This is a genomic window from uncultured Alteromonas sp., assembly GCF_963976965.1.
Classification (GTDB): Bacteria; Pseudomonadota; Gammaproteobacteria; order Enterobacterales; family Alteromonadaceae; genus Alteromonas; species Alteromonas naphthalenivorans.
This window is the reverse complement of record NZ_CAXBMP010000029.1, coordinates 19,432-36,157: the sequence shown is the minus strand read 5'-3', so window position 1 is coordinate 36,157 and position 16,726 is coordinate 19,432. Positions and strand designations below refer to the sequence as shown.

Sequence of the window (16,726 nt, the reverse complement as noted above, 5' to 3'; positions counted from 1 at the left end):
TCGAATTCTCACACTAGCGTAACGCGTAATTTACGCCGTTCCGCCCACAGTAAGCTCGTCTATTTTCAATGTAGGTTGGCCTACGCCAACAGGCACGCTTTGGCCGTCTTTACCACACACGCCAACGCCGTTGTCTAATGCCACATCGTTGCCAATCATGGAAATCTTCTGCATAACTTCAGGGCCATTTCCAATCAAAGTAGCGCCTTTAACTGGTGCGGTAATTTTACCATTCTCAATGAGATATGCTTCTGCACTAGAAAATACGAATTTACCTGATGTGATATCAACCTGCCCACCCGCAAAGTTAGGCGCGTAAATACCTTTTTCGATAGAGGCGATAATCTCTTTCGGATCGTACTGCCCTTCTAGCATGTAGGTATTGGTCATGCGCGGCATAGGTAAATGCGCATAAGACTCGCGACGACCGTTTCCAGTTGGCGCAACACCCATTAGCTTAGCGTTATGCTTATCTTGCATGTAGCCTTTAAGAATGCCATCTTCAATAAGTACATTGTGCTGTGTTGGTGTACCTTCGTCATCTACCGACAACGAACCACGACGATCAGCTAATGTGCCATCGTCTACTACTGTTACACCCTTTGCAGCTACTCGCTGACCAATCTTCCCGCTAAAGGTAGATGCACCTTTACGGTTAAAGTCGCCTTCAAGACCATGACCCACCGCTTCGTGTAACAATACACCAGGCCAGCCATTACCCAATACTACCGGCATAGCACCCGCTGGTGATGCCACCGCTTGCATATTAACCCGGGCCATATGCAAGGCGTCGTCAGCTAATTGCTCATAGTAGGGGCGACCGTCTTTATCTGACTCGAAAAAGGAATAGGCGTATCTACCGCCAGCACCCGCGCTGCCACGCTCACGACGATCACCGTCTTCAAGCAACACAGAACAATTAAGGCGAACCAAGGGGCGGATATCGGTGGCAAATGTACCATCACTGGCAGCCACTAAAATTTCTTCGTATACACCACTAATGCTCACTACAACCTGATTGGCTGATGGCTCTTGCTGCCTAACATACGCGTCCACGGCTTTTAGCAAAGAGATTTTCTCTGCATCTTGCATGGCGAGAATAGGGTTTTTCTCACCGTAGCGCGCTTGATAGTCGCTACGCCCTAACGATGATACTTTTTGCGAACCGCCATCCGGGGCAATACTGCGCGCAGCGTTGCACGCCTTTACCAAGGCATCTTCGCTGATTTCATCTGAATAGGCGAAACCGGTTTTTTCACCGCTGATGGCGCGAACGCCAACACCACGTTCAATGTTATAGCTACCTTCTTTTATAATGCCATCTTCGAGCACCCAACTTTCGTGTTGGCTCGACTGAAAATAAAGATCAGCATAATCGGTATCGTGACGATGGATACCCGAAAGGGCTTTTTCTAGCGACGCTACATCTAGTCCAGAGTCAGACAGTAAATGGCGTTCAACAGATTTAGACAAAGTGACTCCTGAATCGGTTATGTTCGGCAACCGGCATATTTTGTTTAATGGCTTGTCGCGTTTCAATATTAACACTGGTTTGAATGACACCAATATTTTGAGGTAGCTCGCTCAAGGTTTCACCCCACGGCGAAACCACTAGGCTGTGACCAAAGGTTTCACGGCCATTTTGGTGCTCACCGGTTTGATTAGCGGCTACTACATAGCATTGTTTCTCAATGGCTCGCGCTTTCACTAACGTGTGCCAGTGCGCTTCACCTGTTCTTTGCGTAAAGGCAGCAGGCAACACTAAAATATCGATATCCCCCATGGCGGTAAACAAGCCTGGAAAGCGCACATCATAACATACCGCTAGCCCAATGTTGCCAATTGGGGTTTTTACCGTAACAACTTCACTGCCTGGGTTTGTAAACTTAGATTCTTTGTAGCTGCCCGTATTGTCATCAACCGACACATCAAAAAGGTGAATTTTACGATAGTCGGCCAATACTGTGCCGTCTGGGCCAAACAATAAACACGCTGCTGAAAACTTTGACGCATCATTGGTAGCCATAGGAAATGTGCCCGAAACAATGTAGCACTCATGGGCTTTGGCTAGCGCCGATAAACGTTGCTGAATCAGCCCTTCATCTTTGACTTCGGCGGCATTGAGTAGCTCGCCATCTTTGGTACCAAAACAGGCAAAGCATTCTGGCAATACCACCAAGCTGTCTTTTGGGACTTGTTCGTTGGCAAGCGCCTGCTCTACATGATTCAAATTGTCTTCTACACTGGGTGTAGATGTCATTTGAACTGCAACTAGATTAACCATCGATAACCTCCATTTTTACTCTGCGTAAATCATCTTCGGTAAGCGGCCGATCTAATGGCGAAGTGCTTTCTGGCGACACATTCGCCGGTAAGCTTATATCTTTACTATGTCGTTCTACTTCTTCGAACTGCGGATTAGTAATGGTACCAGAAACCTTATAGTTCACGTTCGAGATAACTTTAGCAGATGTTAACACTTGATCTAACGCCAGCGCAGCCAATGCGGTTGGAGGCGTAGCTAAAAAGTACACTAAAAAGGGCAAGTTGCCCGTTACATTAGGGGCAAAGGTTATATTGTAATTAAGGCCACCGGTATTTAAATTGGTATACCCTTTAATTTCAATCTCACCTGCACCGCCGTCTATTTCAGTATCGTCGGTAAAGGCGGTACCGTCCGCAATTTGTAGGCTTCCACCCATTTTGTCGTAGAAGAAACCCGTGGCAAATACATCTCTAAAATCTAGGCTTAACTTACGTACTAATGAGTTTAGGCTGAATAATGTGAATATGCGCGACCCTTTATCACTGACCTCAGTGAGATAACCATCAGTGAGGGCCCAATCTACGTCACCACTTAGTTTGTCTAACGAAAAGTCGAATGGAGCGGAAGGCCAACCCAAATCAAATTTAACATCGGCTTCAGAGTCTTTAATACCCGACGTTATTCCTCGTTGCTTTAACATTTGGCCTACATCAGGGGAAGAAAGCGTGCCGTTTAAACGGGTGGTGATGTCGCCGTTTTCATGCTGCCAGTATCCGGTTGCAGTTACATCGGCACTGGAAGAGCGCGTGAGTAATTGTCTTATTTGCAATCCTTGGTCTGTTTTCGCTACATCAAGGGTGACTTCGCCTAAATCGAGACCATGAACACTACACACATTGCAATAAAAGTAGATAGGTGGTACATCTAGCGGGTCAACCTCCACGACTTCAGCTTGCTGCTTAGCAATTTCGATTTCTTCTACCGGTGTCTCGTTTAATTCAGTTTCAGTCGCAGGTTTATCCAGTACTAAGTAATCAGCATTAATATCGATACCTTGGTTATTAATATCGTTATTCACCCTAATAGTTGCTCGCGCTTTTGCCGCATCCACCTGTAGCAGCCAATCTTTGTCTTGTTCTCGAGCGGTTAAAGACACGTTATTCAGTGAGTGCCCCCACCCTGTTAAGGTATCTGCAGTCACAAATATGCGTGATGGCACCCCGAAGATGTTTTGCTTTTGGGCACGGTTTTGTGTGGATAACGTATCGCTATTGGTATTCTTATTTGTTATGCCACTGGTGCTTGTATTAGCGGTTAAGCTCGCACTAGCATCGTCCATTTTGCTCGGCATAATCAGCGTCTGCAAAGTAGTGAACCATTCAACAATGTCGGCCTGCTCTAGGTTTGCAGCAATACTAAATCCGGTGCCTCTATCACCCACATTTGCGTCGCCCAGGGAAAGGAGTGCTCGAGAAAATTGCATTTCTTTATGGGGCAATACGCCGTCGAAATGAATGTTGTCACCGAGCCTTGCCTCTATATTGGACGCTTGTAGATTACCCTCACTGTTAATTTGTAGTGGCAGACTGGTGCCTTGAACAGTTGCAAACGGCGCTGGCAACAAGCTTTGGGTTGCCGTTAAATCGGCGTTAATTTGGGCATTATAGGAAAAGTCACTATTAGATAAGCTCAAATTAACATCGGCCTGCCAATGGGTTTCACCGTCTAGGTAATCAATAAGGTCGGTTTTCACATACTTCACTAGCGGGTGAACATGCCATAACCCTTTAAGGTTCACATTAACGTCGTAGCTATCGTTCTGACGCCCCTGGATTGACATTTCCACAGGCTGGCCCAATAAACTCGCAGTTAACCCGTTAGCGTCAATTTCTGCGTTGTCGAAGGTAAGCGTTCCGTTAGCATCATCGAACTGCATACGTGTGCTAGTAATATACACATCATTGTTGTTTAACTGAGCTTCGCCTCGAACACGTATATCTTTGCCTTTAAGCGGTATATCTAATGTTAAGCTTGCGGATAATGGTCCTGAAACTTGCACATCTTTATCGAGCACTTTGCCTAGCGAGCTGGCAATTGAAGACTGTTTCATTAACGAGGTTAACTTTTCCCCTGTTCCAGAACCGTCTGCTTTAATCGTTAACATTGAAGATGGGTGTAGACGTGGAATTTCTGCCGACATAGCCGCCACATCTATACCTGCTAACGTTCCTTTGTCACTTTCCATGACTAAGCCGGCATTTTCAAAACGTACCGACAAATCAAGTTCATTTAAAGCAGGCCATTTTGATGAAAACACAAAGTCGCTATCTTCAATATCGACATAAGCTTGAAAAATGCCGCTGTTGTCGTTAAACGGATAGTTTTTAGGATTACCGTGCCACAATACTTGCGCTTTGCTTATGCTACCTTCGCCAGCGAAGGCACGGGTAAGAAATTTATCGGTATTCACGCCCATTAACGAGGCAGGAAAGAAGTTATTTACGGCGTTTAACGCCAGAGGCTCAATATTGGCAAATATGTCTAGGTTGCCCGTGGTTAAATTGGCACGAAATGCGGGCTCTAACACTAACTGTTCACTGTCGAACACGAGCTCTTTACCCGTCATCACCCATTGCTTTTCGTCACCTACCGCTAGGGTATGAAAGTACAGGTTGGCGTTGAAGGCATTGATATCCAGATTTTGCTTAATAATATTGTCAGCAGATAAGGTACTGTTTTCACTTTTTAAGTAAACAGCGCCAGAATCTTTATACCAATAAATGTCGGCATCTAGCGAGGTAAGACCTGGGGTTTTGCCGGCTTGCTCCCACGACAAATCAAGTATTTTAGCGGTTAATTCCGGTTGGCGATGTCTGAATTGAAGTTCCAACGTGGCAAGTTGCCCAGTAGGATTTAACGCACGAATTTCCTCTTCGCTGGTGTCATCCATAAACAAGGGTAAAAGCATCAAGAATGGATTTATCTGAACCGGTTTTACAATGCTGACGACGGCGTCACCTGCATTTGTTACTTTACCTACGAAGTCAGCTTCAATGGTCTCGTGGCCAGAATCTACTACCAATTGATCTACCCTAACGCTCCACCCATCTTGGGTAGGTACAGCTTCAATGCTGCCACCACGAATACCTGTGACTAGCGTTGAGTATTCTTCTCCGCCCCATTCCAATAAACTTTCTTCAAACTGGGCTTGAACACCCGTAATGCCATTACTTTGTACATCGGCCCATATTTCAAAATTTGCTCGGCTTTCAGTCAGCGGACGTTTGGTTTTGATTAAGTCGCTCACCCAGGGTGAAATATCTAAATCTTCAGCGCGGGCATAAAACACCCCTTCAAAGGCATCTTTGTTGCCAGTCACATCAATAATGAAAGAAGCAGAATTCGACGATACATCGGCCACCTTCATTTGCCCTAAGCCTTGGTGACGTTTACCGCTGTTGTTCCAGGTTAACTGGTCGATGATGAAAGATTGAGTCTCGCCATTTTTAGAGAGGAGCACTTCCCCTTCTTCAAGAGAGAAGCTTTGAAGTTGTTCTAGAAATAAGCTTTTTAATGCATCAACAACAGGAAAGTTGTTATCGCCTGCACGCTCGAACCTATCGGCATCAACATCGAGCTTAAGGCCGCGAAGTTCAAAACGCGTAGATGAGATCATTTGTCGTCTCAAAGACTGCCAAAAATCTAATTCAACATAGACTTGACGAATATTGAGTCCGACAGGAGACGCATCACTTTGCGCCATGGAGACCGAATTTAAGACAATACTCGGCCCAGCGCGTTGCCATACTGCATGCACGCTGTTAATAGTAAGATTTACGCCATAGCGCTGGCTGATATAGTCTTCCAGCAGATGCTTGTTGTGTTCAATATGCGGCAGCGCATAGCGAGCGGCGCTGATTAACAGCGCGAATAGAACAAGCAGGATGGCAAGCAGCAACCATATTTTTTTAACTAAATAGGCTGCTACCGACGTTAAATTTGTCACACTTCGCCTTCGTATAGTTAATGCATTACATCATGACGACGTCGTACTTATCCTGGTTGTACAAGGTTTCGGTTTGTACTTTAATTTGCTTCGATACAAACACTTCCAGCTCTGCAAGCATATGCGATTCTTCGCCCATTAATGCTTCAACCACTTTTGGGGAAGCATAAACAACAAATTTATCGGCATCATATGCGCGGTTTACCCGAACGATTTCACGCATAATTTCAAAGCAGATGGTTTCAACGGTTTTCACCGTACCTCGGCCCTTACATACGGGGCATTCGCCACACAGTATGTGCTCAATACTTTCACGGGTGCGCTTGCGGGTCATTTCTATGAGCCCTAGCGACGTAAACCCGTGAATATTAATCTTGGCCCTGTCCTTACTTGTCGCCACTTCTAGACTATGTAAGACACGTCTTTTGTGGTCTGGTTCAATCATATCGATAAAGTCGATTAAGATCATACCGCCTAAATTACGTAACCGAAGCTGCCTAGCAATGGCTTGTGTTGCCTCGGTGTTAGTATTAAAGATAGTTTCTTCTAGGTTACGGTGCCCAACAAATGCGCCGGTATTTATATCAATGGTGGTCATGGCTTCGGTTTGATCGATAATCAAATAGCCGCCTGATTTCAAATCGACCCTACGTTCAAGTGCTCGTTGGGTTTCATTTTCAACATCGTGCAAGTCGAATATGGGCCTGTCGCCCGTGTAATATTCCAACTTGCCGTTCATTTCGGGCACGTATTCTTTCGTGAACTGGAACAGCTCCTGAAAAGACAACTTAGAGTCTATTCGAATTCTGTCTAACTCGGTGCCGACAAAATCACGAAGCACACGGCGCGCCAGCGGTAAATCTTCATACAACACATTAGACTTACGCTTTTTCATCCGCGATTGAATTTTGTCCCACAGTCGGCGTAAAAAGGCAGCATCTTGCTGTAATTCGGCTTTACCTACCCCTTCAGCTGCGGTACGTAAAATAAAACCACCGTTTTCATCGCAGAATTCCTGCACCAGCGTTTTTAAACGCTCTCGCTCGGCTTCTTCTTCAATACGCTGAGATACGCCAACATGGGTAACACTTGGCATAAACACCAAATAGCGACTAGGAATAGTAATATCGGTAGTAAGGCGGGCGCCTTTGGTGCCAATAGGATCTTTCACTACTTGCACAACAATATCTTGACCATCTCGAACAAGCTCACGAATGTCTTGTTTTTGAATGTGACTGGCAGATACTTCCTCTGCTATTTCATTATGAATAACAATATCCGAGGCATGAAGAAAAGCGGCTTTTTCAAGGCCAATATCCACAAATGCGGCTTGCATTCCAGGAAGTACCCGACTCACTTTACCGCGATAGATATTGCCCACTAAGCCACGCTTAGTATGACGCTCTACGTGAATTTCCTGCAATATCCCATTTTCAATGAGAACAACACGAGACTCTGACGGTGTAACATTGATTAGTAGCTCTGCACTCACTACACGACTCCAAATTCTCTAAGTAACTGCCTTGTTTCATACAAAGGCAATCCAACCACTGCGCTAGCACTGCCATTTATTGCTTTTACAAATTGACCGCCAATACCTTGAATGGCGTAACTGCCTGCTTTATCTGCAGGTTCACCTGTGTCCCAGTATGCGTCAATTTCATCGTTCGTCAATGCGGCAAAAGTTACCTTGGTGGTAATAGTTTGTGTTACTTGCTTGGTGGTAGACGCCACACTAATGGCCGTCAGTACTTCATGCTCGTTGTTCGATAGCATTGAAAGAATACGTCTAGCGTCTTCTTTATCTTCAGGCTTACCTAAACTAACCCCGTTAAAGGCAATAAGCGTATCAGACGCTAATACACGCGTATTTTCATTAAGTGCATCTTCATCGTGTAACCGTGCAAGTGCTGTTTTCGCTTTTTGCTCAGCGAGTCGAGCTACCTGGGCTTCAGGCGTTTCATTAGCAAGGGCTGATTCATCAATATCCACTGGCTTTACTGAATGGGCAATGCCCATCTGATCTAACAGCATGGTACGACGAGGGGAAGCAGAGGCTAAAACCACTGAGTAATTCACGATAAAAGCCTCACACTTTAACTAATGGAAAACTGACGACGGGTTTTACGAAGTAGCCAAAATACCCAAGGCCATAACAGCATAGAGGTAAGCACGGGCCACAAGTAATCCAATTGGAAATAGATATCAGTAAGTAAGTGCTGTACCCAGAATGTTAGCAAGTGGTACAGCGAAGAAAGCAATCCTATAACAATAGCTTGTTGCCATACCGAGTAATTTCGAAGCCGCTGATAGTTCGCGGCTAAAATATAGATTGAAATGCTTAAGCTTAAACTGTGGATGCCCAAGGTAGTGCCGACTAGTATGTCAACCGCCACACCGGTTAAGAAGGCCACGCCCACATTCACTCTGTGGGGAAGCGCCATGCTCCAGTACGCAAGCACAATCAAAACCCAATCAGGACGGTATAAATCAACCTGAATAGGCAATGGCACAATTTGAAGAACTAGCGCAATCAAAAGCGTAGTGACGATAACCGAATGACGCTTACGAATCATCTTCAGCCTCCTCCTTGCTTACCGTGTTGCTTTCATCTTCTTTATCCGCTTCACTTTCACTATCCACATTACTGTCGATAGGTTTGCCTTCATCAGACCACAAGAGTAACAAATACTTTAACCTGTCTAATTTAGCCATAGGCGTTACGGTTACAATAGAAAATGGACGACTTTCATCCCGTCGTACTTCTTTCACTGTACCTACGGGATAGCCTTCGGGGAAAATTTTTCCTAAGCCGGAGGAAATCAATACATCTCCCGCTTTAATATCAACGCTGTGGGGAACATGCTCTAAATACAGCTCGTTTAGCGCGCCGCTGCCAGTAGCAATAAAGCGGATATCATTACGCTGAGAGCGGACAGGAATAGCATGAGTCACATCAGCCAGTAAAAGTACGCGGCTATTGGTAGTGCCCACTTCCATAACCTGCCCCACTATGCCTTTTTCATCAATAATGGGCTGAGATAAATAAACTCCATCAATGGCGCCTTTGTTGATGACCACCTGCTGGCTATAAGGATTTTTATCAACCGCCATCAGCTCGGCCACCATTTTACGTAAGTCGTTACGTACAGGTGCATCCAGCAAATGTCTTAATTGTTTATTTTCTTGAGACAAGGCATCAAACCGCTGGAGCTTCTCACTCATGAGCAACAGTTGATTCGTGAGCTTGTCGTTTTCTTCGAGAAGATCTTCATGTGAGGTCAAGCGCTGGGCGCTTTCGCTTAGCATTAGCCGAGGTAAATTGGCTAAATATTGAAGGGGGCTCATGAATGAATTTAAATAGACCCGAGTCGATTTAAACCCTTCTACTTTGTGATCCACAAAAATAAGTAACGCTGACAAAACAATTGCCAGCGCTAATCTATTATTCAGTGAGGGACCGCGAGTAAAAATAGTATCCATAATACAAAGAAGGCAACCTTAAGGCTGCCTTTCCTGTTTACTCATAGCTAAACAGGTCGCCACCGTGTAGGTCAATCATATCGAATGCCTTACCACCGCCACGCGCTACACAAGTTAGCGGATCATCTGCAATAACTACTGGAATGCCCGTTTCTTCCATTAGCAAACGATCTAAATCTTTCAGTAATGCGCCACCGCCGGTAAGTACCATGCCGCGTTCTGAAATATCAGACGCGAGTTCTGGTGGAGATTGCTCAAGGGCAACCATAACCGCAGAAACAATACCAGTAAGCGGCTCTTGCAAGGCTTCTAAGATTTCATTGGAGTTCAATGTGAAGCCACGAGGTACACCTTCAGCAAGGTTACGACCACGTACTTCAATTTCACGAACTTCTTCACCTGGGTAAGCTGCACCAATTTCATGCTTGATGCGCTCGGCCGTTGCTTCACCAATAAGTGAACCAAAGTTACGGCGTACATAGTTAATGATAGCTTCGTCGAACTTATCACCGCCGATACGTACCGATGACGAGTACACAACACCGTTTAGTGAAATGATAGCCACTTCGGTTGTACCACCACCAATATCGACCACCATTGAGCCGGTTGCTTCTGATACAGGTAAGCCTGCACCAATAGCGGCGGCCATAGGTTCATCAATCAAATACACTTCACGTGCACCTGCACCTAGCGCAGACTCTTTAATGGCTCGGCGCTCTACTTGGGTAGAGCCACATGGAACGCAAACTAAAACACGAGGGCTAGGGCGAAGGAAATTGTTGTCATGCACTTGTTTAATAAAGTGCTGAAGCATTTTCTCTGTTACATAAAAGTCGGCAATAACGCCGTCTTTCATAGGGCGGATAGCGCGAATGTTACCAGGCGTTCTACCTAGCATTCGTTTGGCTTCTGCACCTACAGCGGCAACGCTTTTAGGTCCAGCAGCACGCTCTTGGCGAATAGCCACTACAGAGGGTTCGTTGAGTACAATACCTTGGTCTTTAACGTAAATCAGCGTGTTAGCTGTTCCGAGGTCGATGGACAGATCATTAGAGAACATGCCTCGAAGCTTTTTAAACATGAAAAGTGTATTCCTGTTTCTGTGTTATCGCGTGTTAGCAAGGGTGAGATGACAGCGCTTTAACGTGAAGTCGATGTTTATCCGCACACTTTAACAATGGGGGCATATTTGGGCAAGCAGAGAACCATTTTTTAAACAATTAGGTGGCGATTAAGTGGAAACCCACTGCGCCTTCTACTCACTTCCAACCAACTTCTTGTTAAGTGGCTATTTTTAAACCAGTAAGAGTAGACAAGCATTTGAACCGGAAGTTTCACATTAATATAATATTTATTGTTCAATCATCATTGAATCGGTCTGTGTATGCGCTGAAATTAACTCACTAGCGGTGCATTGGGCGGTAGAGGCAAAACGATAGAAATAATAGTTTACGCCTGCAATAATCGTAGTGCTTGTTTGACAACTGGCTTGGTAAGCACACCCTTCAAAGCCTCTTACTTGGCCAAACGAAGCGGGGCTATTAATGGTGCCATTACAAGATAATGGGGTGGCACCTGCAGGGTTTGCAGTGGCCTTTATATGCTCCATGCCCGCTTGTGTTGCCAGCTGAGCGCGAAAACCTAGATTATCCGCAGCGACTTTGTTGCCCGTAGAAGAGAGTGACGAGGCTAGGGTTAACCCTAACAGAGCCAGCACTATCATAATAAACAACGCCATGACCAACATACTTCCTCGCTGATGTTTTAGCGAGGCAGTAAAGAACGAACGGCCTAACGTTGCCGTACTAGGATGTGTTTTCTCTACTCTATTTCTATCAGTTCTTGAAAGCGCTTTATGTACTAGATATTGTTGGGATAAAGGTTCACGGCTCATTTTCAATTGCCACCTCAGTCGTCAGACTTAATACTTCATCGCCTTTTTGGGCTCGTAGGCGCAACATCACCATATTATTAACCCCACCGTTCACACTACGAACCTGAAAAGGGTCATCGTTTGAGGTACCGCTAGCAGGTGAGGCAGATAAAACATTAATGAAGTCCACCCCAAGCCTCGGGCTACTTGCCAAAGCCAAAGGCTGCGATGTGGTAAACCCAGACTCAATCCGGTGAAGTACCGAACCTCTTAAGCAAAAGCTCACCGCTTTTGAGGCAATATAAGCACGGTTAGCTAGTGAGGCTTCTGCAAAGGCATCACTTACCGTAATCTCGAGGGTATCGTCAGTGCTGTCTCTCGTTGCACAGTCGCCATCGCCGTCATCGGTACAACTTACTATAGGTTGGCGGTAATCATTAGCGGCGTTATAGACATCTAATACACTAGGTGGTGCAACAATCACAGATGCACTAGCGGTAAAGGGCTGAGTATTATCAAGGGCATCCGCAGGAAATAATATATCGATAGTATTTTCAGTGGCTGGCTGAACAGAGATATCACTGTAACCTGTTACCACATCAGCGGGAACGAATTGTAGGCAGTGTTGAGACGATGATCCCCTTACTCTCACACTGGCAGGCACGGCGTTTTGTAGTTCACGAGCCATACGATTTATGGCAAAAGACGTTTGGGCAACAAGCTGCTCTCTTTCACTAACACCAACAAATACAGACATGCTACTGGTAACCACTTTTGCGATCCCTGTGGCTATCACCCCCATAACCACCAGGACGATGACAAGCTCTACTAACGTAAAGCCTCGAGCCTTGTTCATTGGTGTGCTATTTGCCATCAGTAATTCCACCGATAACCGCTAAAGACTATGGTTTTATCGTTAGGGGTAAGTACAGACACGCGAACCAATTTGGTGTTGCCCGTATAGCTACCCACGCCAGCATCATCAATACCGTCAAGGTTATCATCATAAAACACTACTACGTTGAGCTGGTAACCTTGATATAAACTTTGCCCACCTTGCGTGATGGTTTGACCCGCACTGTTTCTAATAACGCTGTAGCCGTGGTAATCATCCACATCATCAAAGGTAGAACGATTTTCTCCACTATCAGGCCCCAAGTTTGCGCTAGTCGTACAGTTAATAGTGTCGCTACATCGTTCACCGGCGTTATGCCCACTGCTATTTTCGTCAAATGCCTTACTCAGTATTTCTCGTTGTAATCCTTGGGCTAAAATATTAGCGCGGGCTTGCGTTACAGGCGCCACGCTTTGTTGCGCTTGCGCGCCAAGTAAATCGGTAACAATAAGCATGACAATACTGGTCACCACTAACCCAATCACGATCTCAAGTAGTGTAAAACCTCGCTCAGCACGCATAAATAAGCCCCTGAGCTTCAATACAGACACCAACTGTTGCTGTTCCCACAAAGGTCACTCTGCAAATATCTGATGCACAACTGCCGGTGGCGGTTATTGGCCGACCAAGGTAATCGAAGTCAATATAAGAAGGCGAAGCAACACCTTCTGAAAAGGTGATAGATACCCCTTTAGCACCAATTTCATCACCCCGCGCCGCTAAAAATGTGGGCGCGTTGGCGGCAATACTTGCGCCACAGCTGGCTGATTGATTTGCACTCCCGTAGTTAACAACAGTAGGGCCGTAAGCACCGTCACCAGACGAACTCACAATAGTGCGATAACAATAGCCTGCGCGGTTATCTTGCATGGCTTTGCTTTGAATATTTCGTAAGGTAGAGAGAAAACGTATTTGAAGGGAGTATTCTGTGTAGCCGGTATCATCTTGTATTCGCGCAGAAGCGACCACGCCTATAATACCAATAACGACGATGACAATAATAAGCTCAAGGAGCGTAAAGCCAGCGCCTCGGGCCTGACGCTGGCCAGGAACGAAATGCCTGGCCATGTGCTAGGTAATATTTAACAAGCAGTCGAAGTCAATGTGATAGTAGGAGAACCACCCGCTGCCGCATTTCTGTACTCAACATAGCAGTTAGCACCTTCAAAACCGTCGGGGTAAATGCGAGCCCAAGTACCGTTAGCACTCACATACCAATCTGTAGTACCTTGGTCTGCGGTAGTGTTTACTGCACGAATATCTAGGTTCATGTATGAATCTAGCTGCACAGTGGTGGTATTGTTATTGTCATCGAAGTATGTGCTGTACGGGTAACCATAACGAACATTGATATCAGTGCCATTTACGTTGATGGTCGTATTTGACGATGCAGTCGCGCCAGCAATAATTGCTTTTGCATGAATAGCTTCCGAAGCACTAATCAGTGCGCCTTCCACTCCTTCTAATGTGGCAATGCGAGCATCAGTTTGGAAACCTACAAACCGAGGCGCAGCGGTAACCGCTAAAATACCAAGAATTACGATAACTATGACTAGCTCAATAAGGGTAAAACCGCGTTGCTGCATAAAAAATGTCCTTTTGTTTCAATTACGTTTATTATTGCAAAAATGGCGTAATTGAATATAAAACTTTAGTTTAAAAATCACCAGTTTACGTATAAAACTCAATACATAGTTATGAGTTCGAATCATTACTAAAAACGATAACTTGGCCTATCCGTGGGTCGTATAGAAACCCATCGCCTTGCGCATCATTGGTAGGGCTACTGTTCAGATTTTTTATAGATTGGCTAAGGTAATAATAGCAAAGGTCATTACCACTTGCGCCGCCACCACTACTATTTGTAGCAAAGTATCGGTAACCGTCAAATGGTGATTCTGAAAAACTCGATGTAATGGAGGGGGCACTTTGCATTATCAGGCTAAAGATACTTTCGCAGTCTAATGCGGTAATCGCTGTGTCTTGACTGTTACCGTCACCGTTTAGCAGGCCTGTGGGATAGCCGGTATCCTGATCAACCGCGACATTAATGCCATCAAGTGTCACAAAGGTCTGATTGGTAGACGCATTCTCTTCTGGCCGACCTTCTATTTCCCATTGTGCGCGCACAAGCCCAACCCCTGTGGCGAAACCACCGGCAACACCCTCAACCGTGGCATCTTCAGCTTGTTCAGTAATATCAAGAAAGCGTGGAATGGCCACTGCCGCTAGTAGCCCAAGTAATACGACTACAATCACAAGCTCTATTAGCGTAAAACCCAGTTGTTTTCCCGCTATTTGATGTCGTTGCTTTTTCATTTGGACCACCCCAGTTTTCTCATTATTAAAATTCAGTTTGTTTGTTATTGTTCGTTTTCTGGAACCACATCACCACGAAATACAAAGTAGTCAAAGTAATCCCCCGCGCTTAAGGAAAATCGGCAGCGTGCATTCACGGCCTCATCGTCGACTAACTCACCACGAAAATATTCACCACGCACATTAAAACCATTAACCATCATAGGCACGGTTAGCAATGCGTTCCAAAGGGTTTTACACCCTTGCACAGAAGGAGACACTTCTGGCCATCCCTCATGACTCATTAGCACGGGCGTACGTCCAACTTCATTACCCTGCCTATCATAGTGCGTAAGCAGAATACGAACCGGCCGCCCTTCTGACTGCCACTTCCAATGAGCCGTTACTGCAGATTCTTCCAACTTGAGCGCTAGCTGCCTAAGCATCTGTGCTTCAAAATTAACTTCGCTGGTATTCAGTCGCACGATAAAAACAGCCATTAGTGAAGCAAACAACGTGATCACAATAATGTTGATAAATAAGGATCTGTTCTTACTTTTTGCCGCTTCGCTTTTCGTCACCATGTTACTACCCTTGCTGCTATTACTTTTTCGCAGTCATTAATTGCTCTTAACATACTGTTATAACACATCTTTAAGCTAGGGAGTTATACGCCTTTTATTGCGTTCATCATATCCCACATGGGGGTAAAAATACCCAGCGCGAGCACCAGTACCATGGCTGCCACCACGACAATTAAAAAAGGCTCTATCTTTGCTGTTAAATTTTTAAGATCGTAGTCAACTTCACGCTCATAGAACTCCGACGCCTCAACCAGTAATTCATCTACGCGACCGGTTTCCTCACCTACACGAATCATCTGCATCACCAAAGGTGTAAATAGTCCGCTTGCTGCGCTGACTCGTGCTAGCCCCTCACCTTTTTCAATTCGCTCGCGCATCGCAATAATCTTTTGCCCCATGTACACATTTCCCACCGCTTCTGAGGTTAAGTTTAGTGCACTGGTTAAGGGAACGCCCGCGCGCAACATCATTGAAAAACTTCGACAATAGCGGCTTAGTAAAGAACGATTAAAAATACTGCCCACTATAGGTAATGAAAGCTTACGTCTATCCCAATTTAAACGCCCGACTTTCGTATTTAATGAACGCCTAATCATGTAGGCAATGAATATCCCGCCAGCAATTAGCAGGTACCAATAGTTCAGCAAGAAATCTGATGTGCCTATGAGCGCTCGGGTCATTAAAGGCAATTCGGCATTGAACTTAGAAAACATGTCGGCGAATTTGGGGATAACAAAGATATTGAGCACTACAAACGCGCCCGCTAAGGCGATAAGCACAAAAATGGGGTAGCGCGTGGCGGCTTTAATTTGTTTGCGAGTTTCTTGTTCGCGCTCTAAATACACCGCCAGTTGAGCGAAGGCATCTTCTAATTGACCGGTGTTTTCGCCCACATGAATAATACTTACAAATAATTGATTAAAAATTTTAGGGTGCTGGTTTAATCCGGAAGACAAGGTGCGGCCTCGTTCTAAACTTACGATAGCGTCTTCAAGGGCAAGTTTAAGGCGAATAGAATTACAGGATTCAGCTAAGCCGGACACCGCTTTTAGTAAGGGAATACCCGCTTTGGTTAGCGAGAACATTTGGCGACAAAAAATAACTAAATCGTCCAAAGTGACTTCGGGGACAAACCAGCCTTGCCAACCAGACACGACACTTTCTTTTTTATCACTCATGGGGGCAATAGCAATTGGCGTTACACTGCGAGCGCGCAACATTGCCGCTGCACTTCCTGCATCGTTCGCGTCTAACTCGCCTTCTGTCAGGGCGCCATTTCTTTCGCGCCCTTTGTAGCTAAACCGTGCCATCTATCATTGCC

General features: G+C 45.4%; 16 protein-coding genes. All 16 read right to left on the bottom strand.

Annotation, left to right across the window (positions count from 1 at the left end):
- Positions 1–30: 30 nt before the first annotated feature.
- Positions 31–1,473, bottom strand: coding sequence for a metalloprotease TldD (gene tldD, locus AAC006_RS17490; protein ID WP_126872555.1), 1,443 nt, complete (start codon positions 1,471–1,473; stop codon positions 31–33).
- Positions 1,466–2,284, bottom strand: coding sequence for a carbon-nitrogen hydrolase family protein (locus AAC006_RS17485; RefSeq protein WP_013785849.1), 819 nt, complete (start codon positions 2,282–2,284; stop codon positions 1,466–1,468). The genes tldD and AAC006_RS17485 overlap by 8 nt, the downstream gene beginning before the upstream one ends.
- Positions 2,277–6,272 (bottom strand): YhdP family protein, encoded by a 3,996-nt coding sequence (locus AAC006_RS17480; protein ID WP_339892033.1) that lies wholly within the window; start codon positions 6,270–6,272, stop codon positions 2,277–2,279. The genes AAC006_RS17485 and AAC006_RS17480 overlap by 8 nt, the downstream gene beginning before the upstream one ends.
- 25 nt (positions 6,273–6,297) lie before the next feature.
- Positions 6,298–7,764 (bottom strand): ribonuclease G, encoded by a 1,467-nt coding sequence (gene rng, locus AAC006_RS17475; protein WP_013785851.1) that lies wholly within the window; start codon positions 7,762–7,764, stop codon positions 6,298–6,300.
- Entirely contained in the window at positions 7,764–8,351 is a 588-nt protein-coding gene (locus tag AAC006_RS17470; RefSeq protein ID WP_126872556.1) for a Maf family protein, read from the bottom strand. The genes rng and AAC006_RS17470 overlap by 1 nt, the downstream gene beginning before the upstream one ends.
- A 17-nt stretch (positions 8,352–8,368) precedes the next feature.
- Positions 8,369–8,845: a rod shape-determining protein MreD gene (gene mreD, locus AAC006_RS17465; RefSeq protein ID WP_041453083.1), complete on the bottom strand. Its 477-nt coding sequence runs from the start codon at positions 8,843–8,845 to the stop codon at positions 8,369–8,371.
- Positions 8,838–9,755: a rod shape-determining protein MreC gene (gene mreC, locus AAC006_RS17460; protein WP_013785854.1), complete on the bottom strand. Its 918-nt coding sequence runs from the start codon at positions 9,753–9,755 to the stop codon at positions 8,838–8,840. Before mreC ends, mreD begins: the two co-directional genes overlap by 8 nt.
- Positions 9,756–9,792: 37 nt before the next feature.
- Positions 9,793–10,836 carry a rod shape-determining protein gene (locus AAC006_RS17455; protein ID WP_013785855.1) on the bottom strand — a complete coding sequence of 348 codons (1,044 nt, stop codon included), beginning with the start codon at positions 10,834–10,836 and terminating at the stop codon, positions 9,793–9,795.
- A 270-nt stretch (positions 10,837–11,106) separates the two neighbouring features.
- On the bottom strand, positions 11,107–11,649 hold the full coding sequence (locus AAC006_RS17450; protein WP_339892030.1) for a hypothetical protein: 543 nt from the start codon (positions 11,647–11,649) through the stop codon (positions 11,107–11,109).
- On the bottom strand, positions 11,639–12,502 hold the full coding sequence (locus AAC006_RS17445) for a prepilin-type N-terminal cleavage/methylation domain-containing protein (protein ID WP_126872558.1): 864 nt from the start codon (positions 12,500–12,502) through the stop codon (positions 11,639–11,641). The genes AAC006_RS17450 and AAC006_RS17445 overlap by 11 nt, the downstream gene beginning before the upstream one ends.
- A complete protein-coding gene (locus tag AAC006_RS17440) occupies positions 12,502–13,044 on the bottom strand; it encodes a prepilin-type N-terminal cleavage/methylation domain-containing protein (protein ID WP_126872559.1) in 543 nt (180 codons plus the stop codon). Before AAC006_RS17440 ends, AAC006_RS17445 begins: the two co-directional genes overlap by 1 nt.
- On the bottom strand, positions 13,034–13,591 hold the full coding sequence (locus AAC006_RS17435) for a prepilin-type N-terminal cleavage/methylation domain-containing protein (RefSeq protein WP_208806127.1): 558 nt from the start codon (positions 13,589–13,591) through the stop codon (positions 13,034–13,036). The genes AAC006_RS17440 and AAC006_RS17435 overlap by 11 nt, the downstream gene beginning before the upstream one ends.
- A gap of 14 nt (positions 13,592–13,605) precedes the next feature.
- Entirely contained in the window at positions 13,606–14,109 is a 504-nt protein-coding gene (locus AAC006_RS17430) for a type II secretion system protein (RefSeq protein WP_013785860.1), read from the bottom strand.
- 109 nt (positions 14,110–14,218) lie between these two features.
- Positions 14,219–14,842 (bottom strand): prepilin-type N-terminal cleavage/methylation domain-containing protein, encoded by a 624-nt coding sequence (locus AAC006_RS17425; RefSeq protein WP_013785861.1) that lies wholly within the window; start codon positions 14,840–14,842, stop codon positions 14,219–14,221.
- 44 nt (positions 14,843–14,886) lie between these two features.
- The gene (locus tag AAC006_RS17420) at positions 14,887–15,405 is read right to left on the bottom strand and encodes a hypothetical protein (RefSeq protein WP_013785862.1); all 519 of its coding nucleotides are present in this window, start codon (positions 15,403–15,405) and stop codon (positions 14,887–14,889) included.
- 83 nt (positions 15,406–15,488) lie between these two features.
- A complete protein-coding gene (locus AAC006_RS17415) occupies positions 15,489–16,715 on the bottom strand; it encodes a type II secretion system F family protein (RefSeq protein ID WP_126872560.1) in 1,227 nt (408 codons plus the stop codon).
- Between the last annotated feature and the right edge of the window lie 11 nt (positions 16,716–16,726).